The organism is Bradyrhizobium sp. PMVTL-01, from assembly GCF_051861855.1.
GTDB lineage: Bacteria > Pseudomonadota > Alphaproteobacteria > Rhizobiales > Xanthobacteraceae > Bradyrhizobium.
Map to the genome: position 1 here is coordinate 3,558,571 of NZ_CP193982.1, position 23,929 is coordinate 3,582,499.

Consider the following 23,929-nt stretch of genomic DNA (forward strand, 5'->3'; position numbering starts at 1 on the left):
AAGAGCAAAGGGGTAGCCATGTATCAAAGTCTGAAAGACGACGAGCGTGCGTTCCGGATGAGCGACCTCCCGGGCAAGAAGTAGGGGGCGGTCATGGTCAATCTCGTCGCGCTCTCCGCGTCCAACGCGGCGCGCTTTTCACAGGTGAAGTTGACCCGCGCCGCCGAGTTCACGCCGGTGGCCCAGCGCCTGGTCAGCGCCGCCGCCAAGGCGCGTTACCAGGCCGTCGCGGCTCGCACCGGCGTGCCGTGGTTCGTTATTGCCGTTATCCACGAGCGCGAATGCTCGCAGAGCTGGCGCGGCTCGCTGGCACAGGGCGACCCCTGGGACCGCAAGAGCGTGCACGTGCCGGCCGGCCGCGGGCCGTTCAGCTCGTGGGAAGACTGCGCCGTCGACGCGCTGGTCAATTGCGCGCCCTATGCGGCGCGCTGGAAGGACTGGAGCGCTGGCGGGACCATGACGCTGCTCGAGCAATATAACGGCCTCGGCTATGCCGCGAAGGGCGTCGCCTCGCCCTATGTCTGGAGCGGCACGGATCAGTACCGCAGCGGCAAATATGTCGCCGATCACGTCTATCGCGCCGATGTCGTCGACCATCAACTCGGCTGTGCCGGCCTGATCATAGCGATGGCCGCGATCGACACGAGCGTACAGTTCGGCGCGCCGGCCGCGAGCAATGTCGTGCCGATCGTGCGCAAGACCGCGCAGCCAGTCGTGCCGGCGCACCCGGCCTCGGTGCCGGCGCCGGCCGCGCCGTCGCTCACCCATCCCGCCGCCGGCTCGATCGGCGCCTGGATCACCTCCCTGTTCAAGCGCGCAGCGTAACCGCGCGTCGCCTTTCCTCACACAAACCCGGAGACCTCCCATGCTGTGGCTGTTGTCGCTGCTCGTGCTTGCGCTTGTGCTCGTTTACGTTCTCATCATCCGGCCGATCCTGAAAACCCAGCCGCTGCTCTCGCCGGCCTTCAAGGCCGAGGCCGCCTGGTGGGACAAGGTGCAGGCCAAGCTTACCGGCTTTCGCACCAAGCTCGCCGCGCGCTCGGTCGGCATCGCCAGTCTGCTGGTAGCGCTCCATGATGGGCTGCTGCCTTATATCGCGGGGCAGGACTGGACGCCGATCACTGCCAAAGTCCCGCCCATGGCATGGCCGTTCATCGGTCTCGCGCTTGCCTGGCTGTTCGATTACTTGCGCAAGATCACCGACAACCCGCCGCAGGTGATCGTGCAGAAGGACGAGGCCGGTGTGCCGGCGGTCGTGGCTTTGGAAAAGGCCCCGCGCTGATGGGTGTCATGTCCTGGCTCGGCGGCCCTGGGGGGTGGATCGGCGATGCCGTCAAGAGCGCGCTTACCGGCCCACTGATCCAGGGCGCCGTCGACGGCTACAAGGCGAAGCTGTCTTCCGGCACCGAGCAGGACAAGCTGCTCGCGGATCTTGCCGGCCGCTCGCTCGCGCTCGATGCTCGCGAGGCCGAGCTCGCCAATCAGCAAAATCGCGCTGATGACGGCCGCTGGTGGACGGCGGCGCCGCGCGCGATCGTGCAATGGTCGCTCGCCATCTTCATCGCCAAGGTCGTGGTGTTCGACATCGTGCTCGGTCTCGGCTCGACACCCTCGATCCGCGATCCGCTGATTGCGGACGCGTTCGGCAAGATCATCGTAATGTGGTTCGGCGGCCGCACCATCGAGAAGTGCGTCAAGATCGTGTCGTCGCGGTTCGCGAAGTAGGGAAGGCAGCCTTGGAAATGGGAAGCGGCATGGCCATCGATTTCACGATCACGATCGGCAACATCATCGAAATCGGCTCGATCGTTGGGGGAGGGGTGATGGTGCTGATGACCCTGAAAACCGACGTGCGGGCGCTCAAAACTGGGGCAACCGCCCTCAATGCCCGCATCGATACCATGCAGGCCGAGATAAAGCGTCTCGGCGACGTCCTGATCGACCTCGCCAATGTCCGGGGCGAGATGAAGGTGCTCGATACCCGCATCACCGCGGCCGAGCAGGACATTCGCGAGCTCCGCCACGGCGACGGCTACATCGTCACCCGCAAGACCTGAAAGCAAACACCATCATGCTGCTGAAGACTGTGCTTGCCGCGGCGCTGGTGCTCGCCGGCGCGCTGGTGCCGCCCGCGCGGGCGGCGGATATCGACGCCTATGCCTGCTTCGGCTGGGCCCGCTACGTCGCGATGGCGGAGGGCTTTCGCTGCGCGGATCTGCCGGCGTTTTGCGCCGGCGCCCGCAACCTGCTGCTCGAGGCCGGCGGCGATCGCCTGGCAGCCGAAAAACTCGCCCGCGATCGCGGCCACAGCCGCATGGCGATCATGCTGGCGAAGCGGTTCTGCAAGTAGGAGCATGACGTGACGTCTATCCGTAGGCGCGTGTTCAGTTATCTCGACGCAGCGCGCGAGCGCGGCGCCTTCCTTGTCTCCGGAATCTTCTGTGGTCTCGACGCGGACGATATCGCGGACGAGATCGCAAGGGATTGGGACGCCGGTGATCGTGACGGAAAGCTGCTGTGGCGCCCCGGCGAGAGCAAGCCGGAGGCATCCGACATCACGCCGCATGTCGAGGCCTGGCTGATCGGAGATCGCCCGACGTGACGGACGATCCGATCATTGATCGGAGTGAGGCGCAAAAGACAGCGCGCGTTGAACAGCTGCGGGCCGAGCTCGCCGAGCTTGGCTACTCCATTATCCGCAAAGGAGATATGACCACGATGAACCATCTTGCAAAAGCTCAAGCCGAATATGACGCGGCTGTAGCCGAGCGCGGCAGCGCCGATAAGATTGTCAATGACGCAGCCAAGAAGGTCATTGCAGCCACGAAGCGTCTCGAAGACGCAAAGCGAGATGCTGCGGCCCCCCTGTTGATCGGAGCGCTCGCCAATTGTCTGGCGGCGGCCCTGTGACGGATGACCACCGTGAGATCAATCCCGCAACCGGCCAGCAAAAGGGCTATGTCGTTCTTTCGGAAACCGAGCGTGCAAAAGGTTTCGTTCGTCCCTTCCGCGACGCATATCGGCATCAGAAGTGCGGCGCGATCACGACAATGAGCCGCGATATAGCGGCGACGTATGCGCGCGATCCCGAATTCTATACCGGCACATTCTGTTCAACTTGCCGCGGCCATTTCCCAGTCGGGGCGGACGGCGAATTCACCTGGTACGAGATGGACGGCACCGAAGGGCCGAAGGTGGGAACGTGAACCGACGCCCCGAATGTGATGGTTGTATGTGTGCGAAGACTGCTTCGATCAGCCGGACGAGCTGAACCGCTTCAATCTAGAACAGCGGCGATTCAGAGAGCGAATGGGGATGGCGTCCGCTGGGCTGACGCTGGTCGTCGCGACAAGCCATCTTGAGCGAGCCCAAGCCGCCGTCTTGCGAAGGCGTCAGCGGAGTAAGCCGTCGTGACGACCTCGCAATCTCCACTTCGCGTCCTCAAGGCGCAGGCAGACAATATCGCGAGGATCGTTAAGGCGGTCGAGCGCGGAGAGAACCCGCTCGACGATCGTGGTGGCAAGATCGCTGCGGCGCGCAACCGCGACACTGTCAAATTCGGCGTGGTGATGGACGACAAGCTCATCATGATCGATATGGCTTGGGCGACGATCCGTGAGATGAGCGAGGTCGGCATCGCGGAATACATTCTGAAGTACATGCGCGGCGCCCGTGAGACGCAGCATTAACAAAGAGATGGTGGCGCCCCGCGCCGGGCTTCAGTCTTGTCAACTGCTCGGTTCGTCGGTACGCCAGCCCCGTTGAAGCAGTTGTTTGTATCCGAACTTTGATACCCAACGGGCGCGCGCCAAATGACTGTCGAAGGCGCGTCGGGCGCGATCATATTCACGCTCAGGATCAATCTTCAGCACGATACTAGCCACCTCGCGCCAGTCGGCGCCTTCAGCGTTAGCATCCAGGATGCGGCAATACATAACGGCGTGCTCCTCATCATAGTCCGTGAGATCTGGTCCTGATGGGGCGAGGTCAGCGACGTTGGGATTATTGATCCGAGGCATTTAGGAATTCTCGCGATGGTTGCACTACGGGATCATCGCCTCTCTTTGCGCCGCAAGCAAGAGTGAGGGCCTCAAAGCCCCTCTCGTGTCAAACCTCCCTCGACTGGCCCGGCTCGGATGTCCCCCTGACGCCGGGCCTTTTCGTTTTCGGTCTCACGTGCCGTGCGGCTCGGCCTCTAGGTCGGTGTTTTGATGGGCGGCCCAGTTGCGCCCCTGGGTCTGGCGCCAGCCGTGGTCCTGGTTCATCAGGCGATCGAAGCTGCCGAGCGAGGGCTCTTCCTCGTCGCCGGAGAGCTCGTCGTCGACGTCAGGTTCGCGGCCGTCGTGCTCGTCCTCGCGATCATCGCGCGGTCCTCGCGCCCAACCGGCTTGAATGACGTCGTTGCTGGCGCCTAGCGAGGGCTCGGCATCGCCGGCGTCTTCCAGATCGCCGCTCTCCTCGAGGTCGGCGTCGCCGTCGAGCTCGTCGACGAAGCTGATCAGTTGCTCGATCGCAACCGCCGCCGCTGCCGCGGCGGATGCCGATGCAGTGGGTGCCACGACGTCAGCGAGCGCGGCGATCAACGGCGGATTGCGCCTGAGGAAGGCATTCTCTGCGCGCAGAGCGAAAACTGTGTGGGTATCATCCTCAGCGATGATTCTGGCTTCGGTTCCGAGATAGCTGCGCGGATCTTGATCGTGTGGCATTTCTTGAAATCCCCATCCTCGATCTTTCCTCCGGTTTTCAATGTCATTTTTGTTCTCGTGTATGTGGAGAAGAAAGCACGCACACGTGGTGCTTGCCAGCGCAAGGGCGCGCCGGCGTCCAAAATGGACGCCGCAGGCGCTTCAACGTTAACAACCGCGGATTGAATAAAAAGCGCGAAAATCTAGCGCGACAGAATCTCGCTGGTAGTTCGGACCAGTGCAGTGAGCGTTCGATAGTTCTGCCGGGTGAGACGATCGAGCTGCTTGGCCGAGGTGACATAGACCTGGCCCGCTCTTTCGATTGTGCCGTTGCGGCAGAGGATGCGCAGGTGTCGGTCGACCGTTGGGCGCGGGATCCCGATAGAGGCGGACAGCCTGGTCGCCGTCATCGGGCGCCCCTCAAGCGTGGCGACAAAGACGGCGGTGTCGATCAGAAGAATGCCGGTCCGGGCACCGAATCTGGATTGCAGGTCCGGCGCGAGGGTTTTGTGCAATCCGCGGGTGAGTTCCAACCACAAGCTTGCAAGATAGTACCGCTTAGGCAGCTGCGGCATGTCAGGGCCTCCCTGCCGCTACCCGGGCGTAAAAGCTGCAAGAATGTGCCGATCTGCGCCGGAAATGCTACCGATTGGTACGAGTAGAGAACAGAGCGCGCACGCGGAGTTGGATCGGTGATTTGCGAGTGGAAGTCGTCGCAGGCCTTGCCACTCCGGCCTTGGCGGCACCGGAACGCGGCGTGAACAAATTCCCCCGATTTTCCCCGTGTTGCCAGGTGGTGTTTGGGAAATGTTCGTGTCGAGACGTTTCGAAAAGTCTTCGCCAGCCCGGCTAGACTGCTTTGATTCCAAAGGAATTTCGCAGTTTTCGCTGGGCCGACAAAGTTGCGGCCAGGCTTTGGGGGAAGCCTGGCCGCGCGCGAACCGGTCAGGGACGGGGAGGGGTGGGGATGTGACCGGGTCGCGTAACTCGTTCGTTTGTCTCTACTGATCTTTCGCGCTGGCGGTGGAGACCGCCGGCTTGGTATCGCCCAGCGAGACCCAGACGTTGGGATCGCTCTGCGACTGGCGCTTGACGAAGCGGTAGCCGGTCTCCGTCCAGGCAACGACGTTCTCGTTCTGATTGTCGAGAACGAACTCGCCCTTGTCGGTCTTCACCGTCAGCACCGCGTGGCCTTCGCCCTTCTTGTCGCGCACCACCGTGATGAGCAGGGCCTCGCGGGGCCAGCCGGCATCCATCAGCATCTTGCGCTTCAACAGCACATAGTCTTCACAGTCGCCGTAACCGTCCGATGGCAGCGACCACTTCTCGATCACGCCCCAGTGCTCCTGGTCGGTCAAAGGCTTGACGGTCTCGTTGACCCAGCGATTGACCTTGACGAGGTCCCGCCACGCCGTCTGCGACATCACGATGTCGCGCGGCTGCGTCGGCCCGCCCTGGCACTGCGCGGCATTGTCCGCACAGAATTCGACCCAGCCGATCGGCGCACGCGTGGTGTCGCCGAGGCTCGCGTAGAGCAGTCGGCCTTCGCCGGCCTGCACCGTCGCGCTGATCCCGAAGAGCATGGCGGCGATCGCCAGTCCCTTCCCCTGTCCCCTGAAATCAAACATTGCGGCCCCCGTTTCTTGTTGGGCCACATTTGGCACGGAGCTTTTGAGCTGCCGCTAAGTCGACCAAGTCAAGTCGAGACGAATACAAGTAAAATGCGCGGCGAATTCGATCTATACTTGAATAGAATTCACGTAAAATTCGATATTACTGCAATTGATTCAAACTTTATCGATTAACGCGGAAACGCTGGCGGAACCGCCCTTTGCACGCGCACGGGCGCTTAGCGTTAACCGGCTTGGTGACGCCGCCAACGCATGAAAAAGGCGGCATCCGTGTCAGGGAGGCCGCCTTCAGGGCTGGAAAACCGGTGGTTTTGACGCAGTTGCGCTTTACCGCGCGGTAACGCTCTCTTCGAGTGTCTCGGCCGGCTGCTCGTGCATGAACTCCAGCGCGAAGCCGTCCTCGAGGTTTCGGACCACGCGGCCCTGGACCCGGCCGAGGTAAATCGTCGACTTCAGCGGCGGGCGGTTCTCCGCGGCAATGGCTGCGCCCGACAGCGACAGGTCGATGATGCGGCAGGTCATCTTGGTGCCGTCCTCGAGCGTCAGCACCGCGATCGGGTTGCGCGGCACGATACGGTCGTGGCGGCGGTCCTCCGGCAGGTTGAGGATGTCGCGGTTTGCGAGCCAGGTCAGCTGTGCCGCGAGCTTGTCGCGTTTCCGGGGCGTCGCCCCGATCGTCATGGCAAAGCCATTGTCGATGATCCGGGTGATCTTGCCCTCGACGCGGCCGATATGGTCGAGATAGGCGACCACGCGGTCGCCCACATTGCCGATGCCGGGGGCGAGCAGGGCAAGGCCGCCCGGCGACATGTTGATGACCTGGCAGGGGAATTCCCGGCGGTCGGGCAGCATGTAACGGCCGAGCAGGTGCACTTTCACCCGCTGGAAACGCCGACGTTCCTCGGCGGCCGGAAGAAATTTTTTGTTCGCCAACGCCATTTTCAACACCCGACCCCCCGCCCGGGCGGAGTCCGGCACGACCCTAAGGTGCACAGGGTTAATGCCGCGTTAGGATCGGGCGCGCCTTTTACCGACAGACGATCGAAAAGCCACCTCCCGAGCGGACCGGTCAAGCCGTCGATGTCCCCCGCCGATACAGCAGGAGCAGCAGCGTCAACAGCACGGCGGCCGACAGCCCGAGCGACCAGTGGATGCCGATCGCCGCGCCGAACACACCGACGGTGATGCCGCTGAAGGCCCGCATCCCGAGCCCGGCCATATTATAAAGGCCGACGACACGCCCGCGGATGTCGTGCGGCGCGTTGAGCTGAACCAGGGCCTGCGCCATGGTGTTGAAAGACAGCTCGAAGAAGCCCGCGAAGAACAGCAGCATGATCGCGACGGGATAGATCCGCACCGCGGCAAAGCCGAGCAGCGCCACGCTCCAGAGCATCGCGAGGGTGATCGCGGTGCGCGGCGTACCCTTGAGGCGTCCCCAGGACTCCAGCGCGATGCCGGCGAGCAGCGCGCCGGCAGCATCGGCTGCGAGCAGCACGCTGTAGGAAACGCCGGGATCGCCATGGCCGAGATCGCCGGCAAAGCCCGGCATCTGGGCGTGATAGGCATTGCCGATCATGAACGAGGTGAGGCCGGCGAGGCATGTCATCGCCGTCAGCACCGGCTGCGTGCCGATGGCACGGATCGTGAGCATGATGTCGGCAAGGCCGCGCACCGCGAAGCGTCGCGCCGCCAGGCTCTTGTCCCGCGCCGGCGCCCAGAACAGCCAGAGCAGCATCGGCAGATAGAACAGCGTGTTGAAGATGATGCCGTGCGAGGGGCCGAGCGTCAGCATGATGATTCCGCCGACCGCGGGCCCAACCAGGATGCCGAGATAGCGCGCCATCGCGTTCAGCCGCACTGCGCTCGGCAGGTCGGCGGGACCGACGAGGTCGTAGAGCAGCAGCTGGTTCGGCGTCTGCCACAACACGCCTGCGCAGCCATGGATCACCAGCAGCAGCATCGCGTGCCACATCTGGATCGTGTCGGTCAGGAAGAAGAAGCCCCATCCGGCCGAAGCGACAATGAACAGCAGCATGCCGCACTGGATGATCCGGCGCGGATCGAACCGGTCGGCGAGGCCGCCGACGGCGACCGAGAACAGCAGGAACGGCAGCCAGTGCGACAGCACGGCAAACCCTCCCAGCGTCGGCGAATGGAATTTCTGGAACACCACCCAATAGCTGATCACATGCTCGATATTGTCGGCCATCATCGCCAGCACATAGGCGATGAACTGGAGCCGGTACGGCACGGACTTCATCGCCGCGAACGATCCGGACGCGGCCACGGGATTTTTCGGAAGGGGATTCAAGCGGGCACCTGGGCGGAATTTCAACCGTCCGTACACGGTCGCAGGTGGAGGCTCAAGACACTTAAGTGGGCTCGAACAGCGGCTATGCAGCGTTGCTGCTGTAGCCCGGATGAGCGAAGCGATATCCGGAAACACATCTACCCGCCTGTCGCTTCGCTCATGCGGGTACTGCATCTTGGCACGACCGCGCATCTCACATACGCTTCGCCTCAGCCCGCATCATCAATCATAACAGACGGGCAGCGAGGACACACCATGGAGCAAATCCGCGTCTGCACCCACGCCGGGCCGGGAAGCGAACCCGTCATCCGCACCGTGCCCTGGCCGAAGGTCGGCCGCAAGGCGGCGCTGATCAAGGTCGGCGCCTGCGGGGTCTGTGGCACCGACCTGCACATCCTGAAAGGACACTGGCCGAAGCCGCTGCCCTGGCCGTTCACGCTCGGCCACGAGCTCGGCGGTGTCATCGTCGAATGCGGCGAGGAATTCACCGAAGACTTCATGAGCAAGCCGCTGACCGTCGGCTCGAAGGTGATGATCCCCCCGTTGATGCCGTGCGGTCGCTGCTATTACTGCATCCATTATCCGCAGACCGCGAACAAGTGCCTGACGCCGGTCTATTACGGCCGCTATCTCGGCTTCGACAAGGCGCCGCACATGTGGGGCGGCTGGGCCGAATATGTCTATGTCGATCTCGAGATGCTGCCGGGCACCAAGATCTACAAGCTGCCCGACGACATGTCGCTGCGCCTCGGCGCGCTGTCCGAGCCGCTGACCTCCTGCATCCGGGCCTTCAACCGCGCTACGCGCGCCGGCGGTTTTTCCTGGGGTGACACCGTGGTGATACAGGGCTCGGGTCCGATCGGCATTCTCGCGGTCGCCGCCGCAAAGGAGATGGGGGCAGGGCGCGTCATCTGCGTCGGCGCCCCGGAGGAGCCGCGGCTCAAGCTCGCGCGCGAGTTCGGCGCGGAGGCGACGGTCAACATCGAGGAGCTGAAATCACCTCGGGAGCGCATCGATCGTGTGCGCGACATCGTCGGCGGATTCGGCGCCGACCTCGTGATGGACTGCTCGGGCCATCCCACCGCCGGCCCCGAAGGCATCGAGATGCTGCGCGACGGCGGCACCTATGTCGAGATGGGCCAGTTCACCGACGCCGGCTCGATCGACACGTCATGGCATCGCATCTGCACCAAGGATCTCAACGTGCTGGGATCCTGGGGCTTCACCGGCAACGATCTGCCGCTCGGCGTCGACATGCTCTACCGCGCGCGTGACAAATATCCGTGGCTGAAGATGCAGACGATCTATCCGTTCACGGAAGAGGGTGTCGCGCAGGCGGTGAAGGATGCGATGACAATGAAGACGGTGAAGTCTACCATCGTGCCCTGGCCGGAATTGGTGGAGTGAAGTAAAGGCTGTAGCCCGGATGAAGCGACTTGTCCGCCGTAGCTCCACGAGCGAAGGCGGGAGCGAGATCCAGGGAGCTTGTGGATGATTTCCCGCATGTCGGTTCGCTCATGCGGGCTACGCCTTTGAGTTTGGATTGAGCGATGAAATGACAAACGAGCAGACTGCCGGCCCACACCGCCGCTCTCCCTTCCACGCCATTGGCGCGATCGACTACACCGTCGTCTTCGTCCGCGACATGGCCGCGATGCGCCGCTTCTACGAAGACATCCTCGCCTTTCCGCTCTCGCGCGAGCTCTCGCCGAACTGGATCGAGTACACCTTGGGGCCCAATACGCTGGCGCTGGCAAGACCGAGCCGGACCGCGTCCGATCCGCCGACCCCGGCGGGTAGCGCCTCGCTGCAACTGGCCTTCAGGGTCTCCGCAGCCGAGGTCGATCAATGCGCCGACGAGCTCGCGCGGCAGGGCGTGGCGCTGCTCTCGCCGCCGACGGACCAGTCCTTCGGGCATCGCACGCTGTTCTTTCGCGACCCAGACGGCAACCTTCTGGAGGTCTATGCGGAGATCTGACCGGGAGCCGACGCCCAAAAAGTTCCATCGGATATCCCCGAACTATTCACGCCCAGGTGAAACTTAGGCCCAAGTTCCGGCTTTCATTTCGCGGGAGAGGTATCGTGAAGCGAATCCTGAAACCCGTCACTTACATCCTGGCTGCGATCTACTTCCTGGTGGATGCGGTCTTCATGGCCGTGGCAAGGCCGATCGCCCGCTGGATCGGGCGGCATTTCGAATTCAGGCGATTGCGCGCCTGGATCAAATCGCTGCCGCCGTATCCCTCGCTCGCCCTGTTTTCAGTACCCGTCATCATTCTGGAGCCGATCAAGCCCTTGGCAGCCTACTTCGCTGCGACGGGTCAGTTCGTGAGCGGTGCGGCGACATTCATCGTCGGCGAATTGCTCAAGCTCGTGCTGGTCGAGCGCCTGTTTCATCTCACGCGCGACAAGCTGATGCGAATTCCCGCTTTTGCCTGGGCGTACGGAAAATACGCCGCGGCGAAGGCGTGGCTGCAGGCGACCGAGGCCTGGCGTGCCATCCGGGCCCTGGCCCGCGCGGCCAAGGACACTGTTGTGCGCGCGAAAGCCCGGCTGGTCGGCAGCTTCAGCAAGCTGGCCGCCTCCAGGGATTAGTTCACCACCCTCGCGCCCACGACCTTGGTGCCTTCGATCTCTCGCACGATCCGCTCGTCCTGTCCTACGATCCCGAGATCGAACTCGCGATCCGGCGTGACGAGGATCAGGCGCTGACCGGCGATGACGACCACCGTCATGCCGTTGCGCTCGCCTTCAGCCGCCCAGGCGCGGATGTCGCTGGCGTAGGGCTCCCTGCGCCAGGCGTTGAGAGCGCCCGGGTCGCACCGAACCTCGATGCCGTCCTCCGAGGTGGTCAGGACGAGCTTCGACCGGTTTGGCTTCCATCGTTCGTCGAGGAGATCGTTGACCAGCCACAGGCAAGTGAAATCCGCGCATTCAGCGGGTCGCGCGGCGTAGACCGCGCAGCCGTGGCGGGGTTTGCAATGCTGGCACCAGGCGTTCGCTGGCTTGGCCAGCGCCTCGATGGCCATCAACTTGCAGCAGAGCGTGCAGTCGCCGCAGGTGCGTTCGACGGAGGACGTCACGCGGTCATTCCCGACAGTGTCTCAACGTCGTCATTGCGAGCGCAGCGAAGCAATCCAAAATCTTTCCGCGGCGGGACTCCGGATTGCTTCGCTGCGCTCGCAATGACGGAGTATATGGCAACGGAATCCAGCCTCCCTCGGGTCCCGGGACCCGGCGTCAGAACCCGGTTGCATCCGAGGTTAATTCAGGTGGTCACAAAAATCCACGCAACCTTCAGGCGCGGTTCTCTCCGGAAAGCCATGCATCACAGGCATGGTGATTTCAGAACACATGGCGTAAAGAGCCCCCAATCAAATCGCCAGCGTGCGGCCAGGCCCATTGCCGCGCATGCCAGCTCAGGTCCGCCAGATCACCTTTTGCGCGCCTGAATCAACCAAGGTTCTTCATCCCGTGTCTCTTCCGGCCCTGACCCCGCCGCTCGCCCGAGCTTTGGCCGAGCGGAACTATGATTCACTGACGCCGGTCCAGCTCGCGGTGCTCGCCCACGAAGCCACCGGCCGCGACCTTCTGGTCTCGGCCCAGACCGGCTCCGGCAAGACTGTCGCCTATGGACTGGCGATTGCCAAAAATCTGCTCGATGATGCCGAGCAGTTCGGGCAGGCTGGTGCGCCGCTCGCGCTGATCGTCGCGCCGACCCGCGAGCTCGCGCTTCAGGTCCAGCGCGAGCTGGCCTGGCTGTATGGGCATGCAGGCGGGCGCGTCGTCTCCTGTGTCGGCGGCATGGATCCGCGGCGCGAGCAGCGCGAGCTCGCTGCCGGCGCGCACATCGTCGTCGGCACGCCCGGGCGGCTGTGCGATCATCTGCGGCGTGGCCGGCTCGACATATCCGAACTCGCCGCCGTGGTGCTCGACGAGGCCGACGAGATGCTCAATCTCGGCTTTCGGGAAGACATGGAATTCATCCTCGAGACCACGCCGAAGACGCGCCGCACCCTGCTGTTCTCGGCGACGTTTCCACGCGGCATCGTCGCGCTGGCGAAGCAGTATCAGCGCGACGCCTTCCGGATCGAGGTCGCCGGCGACGAGGGCGGTCATGCCGACATCGAGTATCGCGCGATCCGCATCGCGCCCGCCGATGTCGAGCATGCCGTCGTCAACGTTTTGCGCTTCTACGAAGCGCCGAGCGCGCTGGTGTTCTGCAGCACGCGCGACGCCGTCAGGCATTTGCAGGCAGCGCTGCTGGAGCGCGGCTTTGCCGTGGTCGCCCTGTCGGGCGAACTGACGCAGAACGAGCGGACCCTGGCGCTGCAGTCGCTGCGCGACGGTCGCGCCCGCGTCTGCGTCGCGACCGACGTTGCCGCCCGCGGCATCGATCTGCCGAGCCTCGACCTGGTCATCCATGCGGACCTGCCCAATGATGCGGAAGTGATGCAGCATCGCTCGGGTCGCACCGGGCGCGCGGGCCGGAAGGGGACGAGCGTCCTGCTGGTGCCGCCCGCGCGGCGGCGGCGTGCGGAACTGTTGCTGAACCTCTCGGGCATCGACGCCGAGTGGGGCACGGCGCCTCAGCCAGACGAAATCCGCAAGCTCGATCACGAGCGCATGAAGGACGTGCTGTTCACCGACGAGACGACTCCCGACGATCTGACCCTGGCGCAGGCGCTGCTCGCCGAGAGGTCGGCCGAGGACATCGCCGCCGCGCTGGCGCGGCTTTATCGTGCGCGGTTGCCGTCGCCCGAGGACATCATCGATGCCGGCGAACGGGCCGGCCGGCCGCGTCACGATCGCGAGAGGTTTGAAGGTGGCGACGATCGTCCCGCCAAGCCGCGATCAAAATCCGGAAAAGCGTCCTCGAAGCACGCCATGGCAGAGGGCAGCGTCTGGTTCCGCGCCGCGATCGGACGGCGCAAGAATGCGGAGGCGCGCTGGCTGCTCCCGATGATCTGCCGCCGCGGCGGCATCGACAAGCGCGACATTGGCGCCATCAAGATCATGGACACCACCACCGAGTTCGAGATTTCCGAGCGGGTCGCTGAGTCCTTTGCCGCGAAGATCAAGCGTCCGGACAAGGAGGACAGCATCCGCATCGAGCCGATGGCGGAGGCACCGCAAAGGCACGCCCCTTCGGAGGAGCCGTCATATGCACCCCGGCACGAGAGAGGCGACGGCACTCATCGTGAACGTCGCGACGATAGGCCGCGCGACACGGGATTCAACCCGCGGGACGGCGAACGCAAGCCGAAACTCGACGATGCATCGTCTTTCGGACAGAAAAAGCGGCACAAGAACAAGCCCGGCCGCGCAGAGCCCTCGGTCACGCCGTGGCCGGTCAAGGGCGCGCCCGGAAAGAAATCAAAGAAGAAGCGTCGCGGCTGAGCGGCGCCAGGCGAGGCAAACAGCAATGATGCCGTCGGATTGGATCGGCGGCATCACCCGAAAAGCCCGGTGTGAGCTCAGCGGCCCCCGCCACCGCCGCCACCACCACCTCCGCCTCCACCGGCCTCCCGCAGCGACGTATTGTAGCGAGGATCGGTCTGCTTCATGTAGATCGGTGAGACATCATGGGTGAGGCGAGCGACGCGGCGCCCGCCGCCCTGGTTCGGCACATCGATCGGGCCGGCACAGCCCTCGAAGAAGGCGAACTCGCAGCCATAGGTGCGATACTGCGCCGCGTTGGCGCTGGTCGCGCTGAACGCAGCCGTCGCGGCGAACGCAATCAAGGCAACTTCGGACAGTGTGAGTTTCATGGACGTTCTCCAGTCTCGGTTCGGCGAGACCGGAACGGTCCGCACGGTTCTTCGACGGGACTTGGCCCAAAGCGGTTCGAGGCGCTGCTTCACGCCCGCGTGAGCCCGGATGGGCCTGGGCGTTACGTCGCGGCGAGGTCGCGGAGCATGTAGGTCGCACCGTCGCCGTAGGATGCGAGCTTTGCGCGCAATTGCGCATCCGCTGCTACCGGCCGAAAGCCGAACCGCTCCCACAGCGGCCGCGTGGCGTAGACCGAGACCAGCGCGAGCGCCGCGATGCCCGACGCACGAGCCAGTGTCTCGATATCGGCAACGTAAGCCCGCGACGCGCCGCCGCGGAAATCGGGCAGCACGGCGACGTCGTGCACATAGATGCAATCGGCATCGTCTGGGATGAGTTCGAGGAAGACATCAAGCGGCGGAATCCGGTGCTGCTTCCAGGGATGCGCGAGGCCATAACCAACGGTCTCGTCGTCCGCAATGAGCGTGCGGCAGCCATCGGGATAGAGCCGCATCTTTTCCGCGAACACCTCGGGTCGTTCCGGAAGGTTGGGATGGATGCGCGCCGCGATCGCGCTGATCGCGGAAAGGTCGGAGGCGCGCGCGGGACGCCAATGCGGCTTGCTCATGTCCGTCGCCGTTTCGTCTCACCCATTCCAGTTTATTCCGCCGCGCTCGTGTGCGCAGCGAAAAATATCGTTGCCGCTCGCGCAGGAATACGGCACCTCGCGCGGCGTCCTACCCATGCAAGCCAATTGCATGACAGGAGATACCATGACGTCTTCGATCCGACTCGCACTCACGCTCGCCGTCTCGCTCGCGATCGTTCCCGCTGCCTTCGCCGCGCCGCCGACCAAGACCGGCAAGACCGACAAGGGCAATGTGCTCACCGACGCGAAGGGCATGACGCTCTATACCTTCGACAAGGATGCGGACGGCAAGTCGGCCTGCAACGGGCCGTGTGCGACGAACTGGCCGGTGCTGAAGGCCGAGGCGAGCGACGCCCCCGGCGACGGCTACACCATCATCACGCGCGACGACGGCTCGCGGCAATGGGCCTACAAGGGCAAGCCGCTGTACACATTCGCCAGGGACCAGAAGCCCGGCGACATCACCGGCGATGGCTTCTTGAACGGTGCCTGGCATCTGGCGATGCCCTGACGGTTGGCGCACAGACCCGGTGCGCCGTCTTGCGGAGGCGGGCGCATCGGGCCGGAGCGGAGCGGGATTTGACGCAAATCCGGCAAGAAGGATCATGTCGCCCGCGCGATCACTTGCTTCGCCGCAGCGCATTGGTGCGCTCATCTCAAGTTGGCGCATGCGACCGCAGCAACTTCAATGATGCAGAAACGCAATCTGCGCCGCTGCGCCGCGTCAATTGAACAAATTCGCGCTGAGAGTCTGAAAGCGAACCGAACCGGGCACATTCTTCGGTCATAGTTGGCCTTGCAAGGGGGACGGGGCGGTTATCCGCAGCAACAATCCCACTATGTTGAAAAGTAGCTATTGGTGTCCTGGTGCGGCATGCACCGCGACGCCTCGGGGAGTCTTCAATCCGTGATCTAGTTTCGCTTGAAAGGATGAAAGCCCGTGAGTGATGCCAATGTGAAAGTCGAGACGAATGCAGCCCCGGAAAAGGTGGGGGCCAACGGAAGCGCAAAGTTCCAGTTCGACGTACCGTTCTTCAACATGCAGACGATGTTCGGCAGTTTCGCCGAGCAGGGCGCCACACGGGCCCAGGCAAATTTTGCGAAGGTGAGGGCGACTTCGGAGGAAGTCACGGCAGCTCTCTGCGATGCCTATTCGACCAATGCCAAGCGTGCCGCCGACTACGGCATCAAGCTCGCCGAAATTTCCCACACCAATACCACCTCCACGCTGGATTTCATTTCTCAGCTTGCCGATGCGAGGTCGTTTGCCGATCTCGTCAACCTCTCCACCGCCCACGGTCGCAAGACCTTGGAAGCAACTTCGGCTCAGAACCGCGAACTCTGGGACCTCGCCCAGAAGGTCGCGACGGAAACGGCCGAGCCGATCAAGCAGAGCCTCAACCGGGTTTTGCGTAGCGCTGCTTGAATCGAAGCGGTTGGCCGCGCGGATCGGCTGGGCGAGCGTCTCCGCAAGAAGAGAAGCCGTCCAGCCGATTGCGGCCTCCCTCACTGTTGAGGTGATTCCAAGTGGAGGAAATCACGATGGGTATGGTCATGATCAAGTGCCCGGAAACGGGCAACGCCATTCCGACGGGCATCGAGATGGATGGCGAGAGGTTTCGGTGCAGCGCGGTGTTTTTTTCGCGCACCTATTGCAGGATGTGCGCCGCGACGCACGAATGGTTTGCCAGAGAGGCGTGGGTCTACGAGTCGGTCTTGGCGAACGGGGGGAGGCAGCCAATCCGCGCCGGCGCGGCCTGAAGGACCCTTGGCGCATCCTGCGAAACGATCCGATCGATCCTGCGGCTCATCACCTTGTAGCACTCACAGGCGATGATCTCGAGGCGGTGCCTGTCGATCTCCAGCTGGCCGCGCCGGTTGGACTTGATTGCCCGGGATGAGCGCAAAGCGCTCACCACGTGCGTGACCGTGGTGCGGCGGACGCCGAGCAATTCCGACAGCGTCTCCTGTGTCAGGGGCAGGATGTCACCACCATCCGTCCGGTCGTGGATGTGCAGCAGCCAGCGGGCGAGGCGCGCCTCGACCGAATGCAGAGCATTGCACGCTGCGACGTGCTGGAATTGCGTCAGCAGTGTCCGGGTGAGAAGCTGAACCGAACTTGCAATGGCCGGACTTCGCTCGAGCGCATGGTGAAATCGTGCGGGCGAGATCTGCAGCGCCGTCCCGGCCACGCGGACGACCGCAGTCATGGGTGATCGGATCGGGCCGAGCGCCGTCATGATTCCGACCGCCCCGTCGTTGCCGATCACGGCAGTTGCGGCGGTCTGTCCGTTCGGCAACTCCATGATGAGAGCGATCGCGCCGCTGCAGGGAAAGGAGAGATGGTCGATCTTGTCGCCTGACCGAACCAGGACTGCGTCGTGCTGGAGCTCCACTTTTCGCAGATGAGGAGCAAGCAACGCGAAATCGGCTGGCGGCAACGCAGCTAACAACCGATTTCCAACTCTGGTCACGTGCTCCATCACGGGAATGGTCCCTGGACGGACGCCCGGCAGACGCATCTTCACTGATCGCGCTGCGCTGCCGCTTGCCATGGCAAACGAAATAAACTCGACTTAAAAACTAAGGTTCCTCTGACGCATTGGCAAGCTGGCACGCGAGTGTGCCTCATCGCGTTCAAACCCTTGAAGATCGGGCCAGCCACTTGCAAGTCTTGCGCGCCTGACGCGAGCGCCGCTGCTAGCGCAGCCCCTCATACACCATCAGCCCGCGTGCGATCTGCAGCTTGCGGATCGCGCGCGGCAGCAGCTTCTCCGGCTGGTGCAGGTAGCGCCAGGAGGTGAGGGTGAAGGCTGAAAGCGCACCGCATTCCTCGTCGAAAGGCGCGAGCACGCCAGTGACGCTCACTGGCGTATGCGGGCGCGCGTTGAAGGGCAGCAGCAGGAGCTCGAGATGCGCCTTGCTGCCATCCTCGCGCGTGGCGGTGACGCCGGCGATCGCACCAAGCGTCTCGTCGGAGACGATGGTCGTGATGTCCTCGATCTCGCTGCGGCTTGCTGGCGTGAACAGCGCCGCAAAGCTCTGGTCCTTGAGGTCGATCCCGGCCAGCGCACAGACGCGGGTACCGGCAACGCGGAAGGGGAAGCCGAGATTGGGCTCGCAGGAGAGCACGAAGATATCGCCGAGCAGGCCGCGAACCGCGGCCGGATCGATGTCGGCCCGGTCAGGGGCCCGTGCAGTACCGCGCTTCGTGTCCCAATACGCGAAAAATGCGCGGCTCGACGGATGTTTCATGGCTGACGCTAACCCGGGGCGCAACCTCGCGGGACAGATCTGTCCCGCTTCAGTGCACCCGCGATCCCTTCTGTTGTTGTGCAGGAGGGGATTTGCAGCGTCCATGCCGCAGGGGCGTTTTCACGGCTGTTAACCTGGTCTTTGCGTCGTTAACGTTAAATTAACTACGCGCTTTGCGCCTCGCGCGGCCCTGCTATGGTGACCGCGGTCGCAAGCCTCGCCGCTTTTCTCCAGGTTCTCGGCGCGGCCTGTACACAGGGCGTCAAACAGTTTGGCCACGGGCCGGGGAGGGGTGGGGATACAACTTCATTCCCTCAGGCGTCGGAAGGCCGACACGGACAGGCAGGGCTTTCCCAAGGCCCTGCCTTTTCCCTTTGTGCACTTGCGCAAGGCCGGCAAAGGCGACTATCTCCAAGCCTGTCGCTCCGATCGCGCCTGAAAGCGAAGCTGCCTTGGATTCCCCGCCGCAAGATTCGACGCCGCAAGGTTCTCAACCGGGCCCGGCCGTCCATGAGGAGGCTCCGCGCGAGCCGATCCTGACGCTGCCGGTGGCGCTGACCGCCTATATCGCGGTGCTGGCGCTGATCCATCTGCGGGTGCTGCTGCCGCCGGAGTTCGAGAACTGGACCATCGACGTCTTCGGCTTCATCCCGAAGCGTTACGATTCCTCGCTGCTCAACCTGCAGATCCCCGGCGGCGCCGGCGCCAAGATCTGGAGCTTCGTCACCTATTCGCTGCTGCATGCCAACCTGACCCATCTCGGCTTCAACGTGCTGTGGCTGCTGCCGTTCGGCAGCGCGCTGGCGCGGCGCTTCGGCGCGATCAGGTTCTTCGTCTTCATGGCGGTGACGGCAGCGGCCGGCGCGCTCGCCCATCTCCTCACCCACGAGCATGCGGTGGCGCCGATGATCGGCGCCTCGGCCTCGGTGTCGGGCGCGATGGCAGCCGCGATCCGCTTTGCCTTCGCCCGTGGCAGCTTCCTGTCCTTCAGCCGTTCGGACGCCGATACCGCCGCAAAGGTTCCCGCGCTGCCGCTGTCGCGTGCGCTGCGCGACGGGCGGGTGGTCGGCTTCCTCGCAGTGTGGTTCGGCGTCAACATCATCTTCGGCGTCGGCGCAATCGGCATCGATGCGGAAACCACGAGCGTTGCCTGGCAGGCACATATCGGCGGGTTCTTCGCCGGCCTGTTGCTGTTCGCGCTGTTCGATCCCGTGCCGCGCGTGCGAAGCGATGCTGCGGATGCGTCATCGCAGGACGTTTCGGACCGCATTTGAAGCTGTGCTTGCGGCCCGGCCCGAATTCATCCATCATTCGCGTGAAGAATGTTCCGAAGCGACAAGCCCCTGGAGGCAACGCTTCGACAAGTGCGCGAGCGTGAAACCGCGCCAAAACTGTTAGTTGAAGACTCGCGAACAAGTCCGAACCGCCAAAGGCGGACGGCTCCGATTCAGGGAGGCGACAATGACGGTACGTTCCATTCTCAACACCAAGGGCCACCAGATCATGAGCGTCGAGCCCGACGCCAAGCTGTCGGCCGCCATCAAGCTGCTCGGCGAGAAGAAGATCGGCGCCGTGCTGGTGATGAACCAGAGCCGGCTGGAAGGCATCCTGTCCGAGCGCGACATCGTGCGCGTGCTCGGCGAGCGCGGCGCCGGCGTGCTGGAAGAGCCGGTCTCGGAGGTCATGACCCGCAAGGTCGTCACCTGCAAGGAGACCGACACCGTCGCCGAACTGATGGAGAGGATGACGACAGGCAAGTTCCGCCATCTGCCCGTCATCGACAACGGCAAGGTGGTCGGGCTGATCTCGATCGGCGACATCGTCAAATGGCGTGTCCGCGAATACGAGGCGGAGCAGGAAGCCCTGCGCGACTACATCAAGACGGCCTGACGGGCCTCACGCGGTCCGCTTTACTCGTCCGCTTTGGGCGCGTGACCGGCGGGCGCCGGCGCGAGCACATCGATCGCCTCCTGGATCGACTCCAGCGCGCGCTCGGCGGCGCGCGTTCCGTGCGCGATCAGATCCTCGCCGCGGTGGAAGTCGAACCAGCCGAAATGGCCGACCCGCGGCGTGATCAGCATATCGGGCGGATCGCCGGCAAGGCGCGCGCGGGTGATGCGGTCCTGCATGATGTTGAACGCATCGACCATCACCGAGGAGATGCCGGGTCGTCCGCCGCCGCCGAAGAACTCGCGCTTCATGGTCTTCTCGGGCGAGAACAGGCGCGGAAAGCGCCGCTTGGCCGGCGTCGCCTCGGCCTCGGAGGCGACCGGGGCAGGCCCAGCGCCATGCGCATGGATCGTCGTGGAATGGGTGAAGATGTCGCTGGAAAGATTTGCGGCGATGACGATTTCGGCGCCGAGCGCGCGAGCCGCCGAGACCGGCACCGGATTGACCAGCGTGCCGTCGACCAGCCAGCGGTCGCCGATCAGGACCGGTGAGAAGATGCCGGGCAGGGCGTAGGACGCCCGCATCGCGTCGACCATGCGGCCGCGCGTCAGCCAGATCTCGTGGCCGGTGCGGACCTCGGTCGCGACGGCGGCGAACTTGACGGGCAGGTCCTCGATCAGGGTCTGGCCGATCGCTGTCTCGAGCCGGGTTGCGAGCTTCTCGCCGCCGATCAGGCCGGAGCCGTTGAGGCGGATGTCGAGATAGCCCAGGATGTTGCGCATGCCCTGCAGGCTGCGTCCCCACTCCTCGAACGTATCGAGTCGACCGGCCGCATGGAGGCCGCCGACCACGGCGCCGATCGAGGTACCGACCACGACGTCGGGCACGATGCCGTTGGCAATCAGGGTCCTCAGGATCCCGATATGGGCAAAGCCGCGCGCCGCGCCGCCGCCGAGCGCGAGGCCAATGACTGGCCGACGGATGCTGCCCAAGCCGACCTTCTCGCCGACTTTTTCGCCGGCCTTCTCGCCGTTGGAGCCGTTCGAGCCGCGGCCCTTCAAGATCTCCAGCACTAAAACTCTCCTACGCTGGGACAGCCCGCCGTCAGACTAGGCACCCCAATTGCGCTCCGCCATATCAGGCACGAAGCATGGTTTATGCCGCTTTGGGGAGGGCACTGGGCAGGAGTATGGCGAGGGACGGTTGCCTCAAGTCTAATCACGCAGCCGTCAGCGGGTTCCATAGATCGCATCGGGGCCGTATTTCCTGGGATATCCGAGGCTTGAATTTGCCGCGTTTTCGGTGAAAACCAGGGAACATGACACGCGGGGGTGACGGCATCATCGGATGGCGGCGCAGCGGCAGGCTGCTGCCGGCGCTGACCCTTGCCGCCTGCCTCGTCGCATCAGGCCAAAACGTTGCGCAAGCGCAGCTTTTCTCCGATCGCCCGCCGCCGGTGCCCCCGGCCTCGGTGCCAGATCCCGGCGGAGCCGTCAGCCTGGCGCCCCCTTCCGGCCCGGGTGCCGGCCCGCCGAGTCTGCCGCCCACCCTGATTCAGCCGGTGACCCCCAGCATGCCGCCGCCCGCCGTCACGACGGTGCCACCGGCAGCGCCGCTCAATGCGGCCGTGCCCGGCCAGGGTGTGCTGTCGCTGACGGCGAGATACGGCAAGGATTCCGCTCCGATCACCAGCGGCCTGGTGTGGCGGGTGTTTGCCGACCGTCCCGACGAGAACGGCACCTTCAAGCTGATCCGTGAGGACCGCAGCGCCACGCCCAACATCGTGCTGCCGCCCGGCAACTACGTCGTCCACGTCGCCTTCGGCCTCGTCAGCGCGGTACGCACCGTCAGCCTCAAGGCCGAGACCGATCGCGAATCCTTCGTGCTGCCGGCCGGCGGCCTGCGCATCGAGGGCCGCGTCGGCACCAGCCGCATTCCGCAGAACCAGATCTCGTTCGCGATCTACAAGGGCAGCCAGTTCGAATCCGGTGAGCGCGCCTCGCTGGTGCCCAACGTCGCCGCCGGCGACGTCGTGTTGATCCCGGAAGGCACCTACTACATCGTCTCCAACTATGGCGATGCCAATTCGGTGGTGCGCTCGGATATCCGCGTCCAGGCCGGCAAGCTCACCGACGTTACCATCACCCACCGCGCCGCCGTCATCACGCTCAAGCTCGTCAGCGACCGGGGCGGCGAGGCGCTCGCCAACACCGCCTGGTCGGTGCTGACCCCCGGCGGCGACGTCATCAAGGAATCGATCGGCGCCTTCCCGCGCGTCGTGCTGTCCGAAGGTGAATACCGCGCCATCGCCAAGAACGAGGGCAAGGTCTACGAGCGCGGCTTCAACGTCGTCAACGGCGTCGACGGCGAAGTGGAAGTGGTGGCGCGGTAGTCTTCCGGGTGAGGGGGAGACTCTCCGCGAGTCGCTCTGATCGATGTAGCGTCGGATCACCCCACATCGTCGTTGCGAGCGCAGCGAAGCATTGCAGAATCCGCGGAGGCACTCTGGGATTGCTTCGCTGCGCTCGCAATGACGAGGACGAGACATCACGAGCCGATCAACGCCGACTGCGGTTCGCAACATCTTACCCCGCTTCTCATCCGGCGCACGAAAGGCCAGCAGACGCTGGTCGAGCTGCTCGGCGAGATTGAGACGGCGAAGCAGGCGAAGCCGGCGCAGATCGCATTGGCGTGGGTGTCGGCGCAGAAGCCGTGGATCGTGCCGATTCCCGGCACCACCAAGCTGAACCGGCTCGAGGAGAATCTCGGCGCGTCGGTGGTAACGTTGTCCAAGGCCGATCTCGCTGCGATTCCAGCGGTGCTGGCCAAGGTGGCCGAGCAGCGTGACCGCTATCCCGCCATCTTCCGGGCGCGGGTTGGCCAGTTACAGATGCTGATGTGGGCCCTGGTGAGCGTTTGCTTACCGGGCTTCACGTCGTGTCTTCCGGCTTGAATACGCGTGCGAGCGCTATCAAGCGTCGTCGCAAGGCCCGTCAACACCGATAGCGTCGACTTATTCCGCGGACGTCGCGCGTCGTCGCGGCCGGTGGAAGATACTAATTCCCATAATCAAATTTATTCTCTTTCCATCCTGCTGCGTTATATGTCGGGCATCCGTCCAATGGGGACGCCGGGGCAGGTTGGTTGCCTGCGAGACCGGAGGAGCAGGGACCAAGCCCGTCGGCATGTTCGAAGTGATCCTTACCAGGCGCAAACGGTTCGGCTGGCGGTGGCAGGTGTGCGACCAGTCCGGCAAGATCTTTGCCGACGGTTTCGAGCGCAGCCGGCCGGCCGCCAAATATCAAGGCGAGCGCGCGTTGTTTTTCCTGCTGTCGCAAGCCTATTTGCGCAACCGCTTCGCGGCGCCCAGCGAAGACTAGCCGCGCGGCTACAACACCTTGCGTTGCCTGTGGGGCAAAACACCCACGAACGCGGGCCGGGCGGCGGTGGACGCAGATGGCGTTGGCGCGAACGGGTTTGCAGGGAGGGAGAGCTCGGGCGAACAAGCCCCGAAAACGAGAGAGCGTGTCTGCGAACGAGATGCGAATTGAAAGAACGGCGCTCTTGCTCACACTCCGTCATTGCGAGCGCAGCGAAGCAATCCGGAAATGTATCCGCGAAAAGATTCTGGATTGCTTGGCTGCGCTCGCAATGACGGTGTTGAATCAGGCGCGCAAGACCTCTCCCACGTTGTCCTGGCGAAAGCCAGGACCGATTACCCCGGTCAGCATTGTCT

The 23,929-nt window shown here is 64.0% G+C and carries 32 protein-coding genes; 20 read left to right on the forward strand and 12 right to left on the reverse strand.

Translation table 11 applies throughout. The annotated features are described in order from the left end of the window. Positions 1–93: 93 nt before the first annotated feature. The 9 genes from ACRQ5Q_RS17025 to ACRQ5Q_RS17065 all read left to right on the forward strand — a co-directional run bounded on the left by ACRQ5Q_RS17025 (position 94) and on the right by ACRQ5Q_RS17065 (position 3,689). Positions 94–825, forward strand: a complete 732-nt coding sequence (locus ACRQ5Q_RS17025; protein ID WP_439399101.1) for a hypothetical protein — start codon at positions 94–96, stop codon at positions 823–825. Positions 826–865: 40 nt separating this feature from the next. Beyond that, positions 866–1,282 (forward strand): hypothetical protein, encoded by a 417-nt coding sequence (locus ACRQ5Q_RS17030; RefSeq protein ID WP_439399103.1) that lies wholly within the window; start codon positions 866–868, stop codon positions 1,280–1,282. Continuing rightward, positions 1,282–1,725 carry a hypothetical protein gene (locus tag ACRQ5Q_RS17035; protein WP_439399105.1) on the forward strand — a complete coding sequence of 148 codons (444 nt, stop codon included), beginning with the start codon at positions 1,282–1,284 and terminating at the stop codon, positions 1,723–1,725. The genes ACRQ5Q_RS17030 and ACRQ5Q_RS17035 overlap by 1 nt, the downstream gene beginning before the upstream one ends. 29 nt (positions 1,726–1,754) lie before the next feature. Continuing rightward, the gene (locus ACRQ5Q_RS17040) at positions 1,755–2,057 is read left to right on the forward strand and encodes a hypothetical protein (RefSeq protein ID WP_439399106.1); all 303 of its coding nucleotides are present in this window, start codon (positions 1,755–1,757) and stop codon (positions 2,055–2,057) included. A 14-nt stretch (positions 2,058–2,071) separates the two neighbouring features. Further along, positions 2,072–2,350 carry a hypothetical protein gene (locus tag ACRQ5Q_RS17045; RefSeq protein WP_439399108.1) on the forward strand — a complete coding sequence of 93 codons (279 nt, stop codon included), beginning with the start codon at positions 2,072–2,074 and terminating at the stop codon, positions 2,348–2,350. A 9-nt stretch (positions 2,351–2,359) separates the two neighbouring features. Further along, on the forward strand, positions 2,360–2,602 hold the full coding sequence (locus tag ACRQ5Q_RS17050; protein WP_439399110.1) for a hypothetical protein: 243 nt from the start codon (positions 2,360–2,362) through the stop codon (positions 2,600–2,602). Further along, positions 2,599–2,910, forward strand: coding sequence for a hypothetical protein (locus ACRQ5Q_RS17055; protein WP_439399111.1), 312 nt, complete (start codon positions 2,599–2,601; stop codon positions 2,908–2,910). Before ACRQ5Q_RS17050 ends, ACRQ5Q_RS17055 begins: the two co-directional genes overlap by 4 nt. Next, positions 2,907–3,206: a hypothetical protein gene (locus ACRQ5Q_RS17060; RefSeq protein WP_439399113.1), complete on the forward strand. Its 300-nt coding sequence runs from the start codon at positions 2,907–2,909 to the stop codon at positions 3,204–3,206. Before ACRQ5Q_RS17055 ends, ACRQ5Q_RS17060 begins: the two co-directional genes overlap by 4 nt. A gap of 204 nt (positions 3,207–3,410) precedes the next feature. Further along, positions 3,411–3,689, forward strand: a complete 279-nt coding sequence (locus ACRQ5Q_RS17065; protein ID WP_439399115.1) for a hypothetical protein — start codon at positions 3,411–3,413, stop codon at positions 3,687–3,689. Positions 3,690–3,728: 39 nt separating this feature from the next. Here ACRQ5Q_RS17065 and ACRQ5Q_RS17070 read toward each other — a convergent pair whose 3' ends face one another. The 6 genes from ACRQ5Q_RS17070 to ACRQ5Q_RS17095 form a co-directional block, all read right to left on the reverse strand. Continuing rightward, positions 3,729–4,019, reverse strand: a complete 291-nt coding sequence (locus ACRQ5Q_RS17070) for a DUF2285 domain-containing protein (RefSeq protein WP_439399117.1) — start codon at positions 4,017–4,019, stop codon at positions 3,729–3,731. A gap of 153 nt (positions 4,020–4,172) precedes the next feature. Next, positions 4,173–4,706 (reverse strand): hypothetical protein, encoded by a 534-nt coding sequence (locus tag ACRQ5Q_RS17075; protein WP_439399118.1) that lies wholly within the window; start codon positions 4,704–4,706, stop codon positions 4,173–4,175. A gap of 182 nt (positions 4,707–4,888) precedes the next feature. Then, entirely contained in the window at positions 4,889–5,260 is a 372-nt protein-coding gene (locus ACRQ5Q_RS17080; protein WP_439399120.1) for a helix-turn-helix domain-containing protein, read from the reverse strand. Between the two features lie 426 nt (positions 5,261–5,686). Then, positions 5,687–6,313: a transglutaminase-like cysteine peptidase gene (locus ACRQ5Q_RS17085; RefSeq protein ID WP_439368959.1), complete on the reverse strand. Its 627-nt coding sequence runs from the start codon at positions 6,311–6,313 to the stop codon at positions 5,687–5,689. Positions 6,314–6,643: 330 nt separating this feature from the next. Further along, positions 6,644–7,255 carry a PilZ domain-containing protein gene (locus ACRQ5Q_RS17090; RefSeq protein WP_439368957.1) on the reverse strand — a complete coding sequence of 204 codons (612 nt, stop codon included), beginning with the start codon at positions 7,253–7,255 and terminating at the stop codon, positions 6,644–6,646. A gap of 130 nt (positions 7,256–7,385) precedes the next feature. Next, complete coding sequence (locus ACRQ5Q_RS17095) at positions 7,386–8,576, reverse strand: MFS transporter (RefSeq protein ID WP_439375637.1); 1,191 nt, start codon at positions 8,574–8,576, stop codon at positions 7,386–7,388. Positions 8,577–8,882: 306 nt separating this feature from the next. Between ACRQ5Q_RS17095 and ACRQ5Q_RS17100 the strand changes: the two genes are divergently transcribed. The 3 genes from ACRQ5Q_RS17100 to ACRQ5Q_RS17110 all read left to right on the forward strand — a co-directional run bounded on the left by ACRQ5Q_RS17100 (position 8,883) and on the right by ACRQ5Q_RS17110 (position 11,222). Then, positions 8,883–10,034, forward strand: a complete 1,152-nt coding sequence (locus ACRQ5Q_RS17100) for a zinc-binding dehydrogenase (protein ID WP_439368956.1) — start codon at positions 8,883–8,885, stop codon at positions 10,032–10,034. Positions 10,035–10,182: 148 nt separating this feature from the next. Further along, positions 10,183–10,605 (forward strand): VOC family protein, encoded by a 423-nt coding sequence (locus ACRQ5Q_RS17105; RefSeq protein WP_439368954.1) that lies wholly within the window; start codon positions 10,183–10,185, stop codon positions 10,603–10,605. 104 nt (positions 10,606–10,709) lie between these two features. After that, positions 10,710–11,222 carry a hypothetical protein gene (locus ACRQ5Q_RS17110; protein WP_439399122.1) on the forward strand — a complete coding sequence of 171 codons (513 nt, stop codon included), beginning with the start codon at positions 10,710–10,712 and terminating at the stop codon, positions 11,220–11,222. Here the strand turns inward: ACRQ5Q_RS17110 and ACRQ5Q_RS17115 are convergent. Beyond that, positions 11,219–11,710, reverse strand: a complete 492-nt coding sequence (locus ACRQ5Q_RS17115) for a hypothetical protein (protein ID WP_439399123.1) — start codon at positions 11,708–11,710, stop codon at positions 11,219–11,221. The genes ACRQ5Q_RS17110 and ACRQ5Q_RS17115 overlap by 4 nt on opposite strands. A 391-nt stretch (positions 11,711–12,101) precedes the next feature. On the opposite strand from ACRQ5Q_RS17115, the gene ACRQ5Q_RS17120 reads away from it, so the two are divergent. Further along, on the forward strand, positions 12,102–14,027 hold the full coding sequence (locus tag ACRQ5Q_RS17120) for a DEAD/DEAH box helicase (protein ID WP_439399125.1): 1,926 nt from the start codon (positions 12,102–12,104) through the stop codon (positions 14,025–14,027). 77 nt (positions 14,028–14,104) lie between these two features. Here ACRQ5Q_RS17120 and ACRQ5Q_RS17125 read toward each other — a convergent pair whose 3' ends face one another. Continuing rightward, positions 14,105–14,398, reverse strand: coding sequence for a hypothetical protein (locus ACRQ5Q_RS17125; RefSeq protein WP_439399126.1), 294 nt, complete (start codon positions 14,396–14,398; stop codon positions 14,105–14,107). A 122-nt stretch (positions 14,399–14,520) separates the two neighbouring features. Beyond that, positions 14,521–15,027: a GNAT family N-acetyltransferase gene (locus ACRQ5Q_RS17130; protein WP_439399128.1), complete on the reverse strand. Its 507-nt coding sequence runs from the start codon at positions 15,025–15,027 to the stop codon at positions 14,521–14,523. 145 nt (positions 15,028–15,172) lie between these two features. On the opposite strand from ACRQ5Q_RS17130, the gene ACRQ5Q_RS17135 reads away from it, so the two are divergent. Both ACRQ5Q_RS17135 and ACRQ5Q_RS17140 read left to right on the forward strand, forming a co-directional pair. After that, positions 15,173–15,559 (forward strand): COG4315 family predicted lipoprotein, encoded by a 387-nt coding sequence (locus ACRQ5Q_RS17135; protein WP_439399130.1) that lies wholly within the window; start codon positions 15,173–15,175, stop codon positions 15,557–15,559. Between the two features lie 429 nt (positions 15,560–15,988). Continuing rightward, positions 15,989–16,474: a phasin gene (locus tag ACRQ5Q_RS17140; protein ID WP_439368944.1), complete on the forward strand. Its 486-nt coding sequence runs from the start codon at positions 15,989–15,991 to the stop codon at positions 16,472–16,474. A 277-nt stretch (positions 16,475–16,751) separates the two neighbouring features. On the opposite strand, the gene ACRQ5Q_RS17145 is transcribed toward ACRQ5Q_RS17140, so the two are convergent. After that, the gene (locus ACRQ5Q_RS17145; RefSeq protein ID WP_439375636.1) at positions 16,752–17,570 is read right to left on the reverse strand and encodes a Crp/Fnr family transcriptional regulator; all 819 of its coding nucleotides are present in this window, start codon (positions 17,568–17,570) and stop codon (positions 16,752–16,754) included. Between the two features lie 178 nt (positions 17,571–17,748). Further along, positions 17,749–18,303 carry a PAS domain-containing protein gene (locus tag ACRQ5Q_RS17150; protein ID WP_439368942.1) on the reverse strand — a complete coding sequence of 185 codons (555 nt, stop codon included), beginning with the start codon at positions 18,301–18,303 and terminating at the stop codon, positions 17,749–17,751. Positions 18,304–18,755: 452 nt separating this feature from the next. Between ACRQ5Q_RS17150 and ACRQ5Q_RS17155 the strand changes: the two genes are divergently transcribed. Both ACRQ5Q_RS17155 and ACRQ5Q_RS17160 read left to right on the forward strand, forming a co-directional pair. After that, on the forward strand, positions 18,756–19,577 hold the full coding sequence (locus tag ACRQ5Q_RS17155; protein ID WP_439368940.1) for a rhomboid family intramembrane serine protease: 822 nt from the start codon (positions 18,756–18,758) through the stop codon (positions 19,575–19,577). Between the two features lie 187 nt (positions 19,578–19,764). Then, positions 19,765–20,193, forward strand: a complete 429-nt coding sequence (locus ACRQ5Q_RS17160; RefSeq protein WP_439399132.1) for a CBS domain-containing protein — start codon at positions 19,765–19,767, stop codon at positions 20,191–20,193. 20 nt (positions 20,194–20,213) lie between these two features. Here the strand turns inward: ACRQ5Q_RS17160 and ACRQ5Q_RS17165 are convergent, their stop codons facing one another. Then, positions 20,214–21,266, reverse strand: a complete 1,053-nt coding sequence (locus ACRQ5Q_RS17165; protein WP_439368939.1) for a patatin-like phospholipase family protein — start codon at positions 21,264–21,266, stop codon at positions 20,214–20,216. A gap of 245 nt (positions 21,267–21,511) precedes the next feature. Between ACRQ5Q_RS17165 and ACRQ5Q_RS17170 the strand changes: the two genes are divergently transcribed. The 3 genes from ACRQ5Q_RS17170 to ACRQ5Q_RS17180 all read left to right on the forward strand — a co-directional run bounded on the left by ACRQ5Q_RS17170 (position 21,512) and on the right by ACRQ5Q_RS17180 (position 23,573). Next, positions 21,512–22,585, forward strand: coding sequence for a hypothetical protein (locus ACRQ5Q_RS17170; protein WP_439368937.1), 1,074 nt, complete (start codon positions 21,512–21,514; stop codon positions 22,583–22,585). A 138-nt stretch (positions 22,586–22,723) separates the two neighbouring features. Continuing rightward, complete coding sequence (locus ACRQ5Q_RS17175) at positions 22,724–23,146, forward strand: aldo/keto reductase (protein WP_439399134.1); 423 nt, start codon at positions 22,724–22,726, stop codon at positions 23,144–23,146. 232 nt (positions 23,147–23,378) lie between these two features. Beyond that, positions 23,379–23,573, forward strand: coding sequence for a hypothetical protein (locus ACRQ5Q_RS17180; protein WP_439399135.1), 195 nt, complete (start codon positions 23,379–23,381; stop codon positions 23,571–23,573). The last annotated feature ends 356 nt before the right edge of the window (positions 23,574–23,929 follow it).

What these genes read in the sequence shown, in the direction of transcription:
- ACRQ5Q_RS17040 (WP_439399106.1), top strand. Translation starts at nt 1,755, where the DNA reads ATGGCCATCGATTTCACGATCACGATCGGCAACATCATCGAAATCGGC.
- ACRQ5Q_RS17150 (WP_439368942.1), bottom strand. Translation starts at nt 18,303, where the DNA reads ATGAAACATCCGTCGAGCCGCGCATTTTTCGCGTATTGGGACACGAAG.
- ACRQ5Q_RS17030 (WP_439399103.1), top strand. Translation starts at nt 866, where the DNA reads ATGCTGTGGCTGTTGTCGCTGCTCGTGCTTGCGCTTGTGCTCGTTTAC.
- ACRQ5Q_RS17025 (WP_439399101.1), top strand. Translation starts at nt 94, where the DNA reads ATGGTCAATCTCGTCGCGCTCTCCGCGTCCAACGCGGCGCGCTTTTCA.
- ACRQ5Q_RS17075 (WP_439399118.1), bottom strand. Translation starts at nt 4,706, where the DNA reads ATGCCACACGATCAAGATCCGCGCAGCTATCTCGGAACCGAAGCCAGA.
- ACRQ5Q_RS17100 (WP_439368956.1), top strand. Translation starts at nt 8,883, where the DNA reads ATGGAGCAAATCCGCGTCTGCACCCACGCCGGGCCGGGAAGCGAACCC.
- ACRQ5Q_RS17095 (WP_439375637.1), bottom strand. Translation starts at nt 8,576, where the DNA reads ATGAAGTCCGTGCCGTACCGGCTCCAGTTCATCGCCTATGTGCTGGCG.
- ACRQ5Q_RS17145 (WP_439375636.1), bottom strand. Translation starts at nt 17,570, where the DNA reads ATGCGTCTGCCGGGCGTCCGTCCAGGGACCATTCCCGTGATGGAGCAC.
- ACRQ5Q_RS17170 (WP_439368937.1), top strand. Translation starts at nt 21,512, where the DNA reads ATGACACGCGGGGGTGACGGCATCATCGGATGGCGGCGCAGCGGCAGG.
- ACRQ5Q_RS17160 (WP_439399132.1), top strand. Translation starts at nt 19,765, where the DNA reads ATGACGGTACGTTCCATTCTCAACACCAAGGGCCACCAGATCATGAGC.
- ACRQ5Q_RS17070 (WP_439399117.1), bottom strand. Translation starts at nt 4,019, where the DNA reads ATGCCTCGGATCAATAATCCCAACGTCGCTGACCTCGCCCCATCAGGA.
- ACRQ5Q_RS17045 (WP_439399108.1), top strand. Translation starts at nt 2,072, where the DNA reads ATGCTGCTGAAGACTGTGCTTGCCGCGGCGCTGGTGCTCGCCGGCGCG.
- ACRQ5Q_RS17125 (WP_439399126.1), bottom strand. Translation starts at nt 14,398, where the DNA reads ATGAAACTCACACTGTCCGAAGTTGCCTTGATTGCGTTCGCCGCGACG.
- ACRQ5Q_RS17135 (WP_439399130.1), top strand. Translation starts at nt 15,173, where the DNA reads ATGACGTCTTCGATCCGACTCGCACTCACGCTCGCCGTCTCGCTCGCG.
- ACRQ5Q_RS17175 (WP_439399134.1), top strand. Translation starts at nt 22,724, where the DNA reads ATGACGAGGACGAGACATCACGAGCCGATCAACGCCGACTGCGGTTCG.
- ACRQ5Q_RS17085 (WP_439368959.1), bottom strand. Translation starts at nt 6,313, where the DNA reads ATGTTTGATTTCAGGGGACAGGGGAAGGGACTGGCGATCGCCGCCATG.
- ACRQ5Q_RS17105 (WP_439368954.1), top strand. Translation starts at nt 10,183, where the DNA reads ATGACAAACGAGCAGACTGCCGGCCCACACCGCCGCTCTCCCTTCCAC.
- ACRQ5Q_RS17090 (WP_439368957.1), bottom strand. Translation starts at nt 7,255, where the DNA reads ATGGCGTTGGCGAACAAAAAATTTCTTCCGGCCGCCGAGGAACGTCGG.
- ACRQ5Q_RS17035 (WP_439399105.1), top strand. Translation starts at nt 1,282, where the DNA reads ATGGGTGTCATGTCCTGGCTCGGCGGCCCTGGGGGGTGGATCGGCGAT.
- ACRQ5Q_RS17130 (WP_439399128.1), bottom strand. Translation starts at nt 15,027, where the DNA reads ATGAGCAAGCCGCATTGGCGTCCCGCGCGCGCCTCCGACCTTTCCGCG.
- ACRQ5Q_RS17180 (WP_439399135.1), top strand. Translation starts at nt 23,379, where the DNA reads ATGTTCGAAGTGATCCTTACCAGGCGCAAACGGTTCGGCTGGCGGTGG.
- ACRQ5Q_RS17080 (WP_439399120.1), bottom strand. Translation starts at nt 5,260, where the DNA reads ATGCCGCAGCTGCCTAAGCGGTACTATCTTGCAAGCTTGTGGTTGGAA.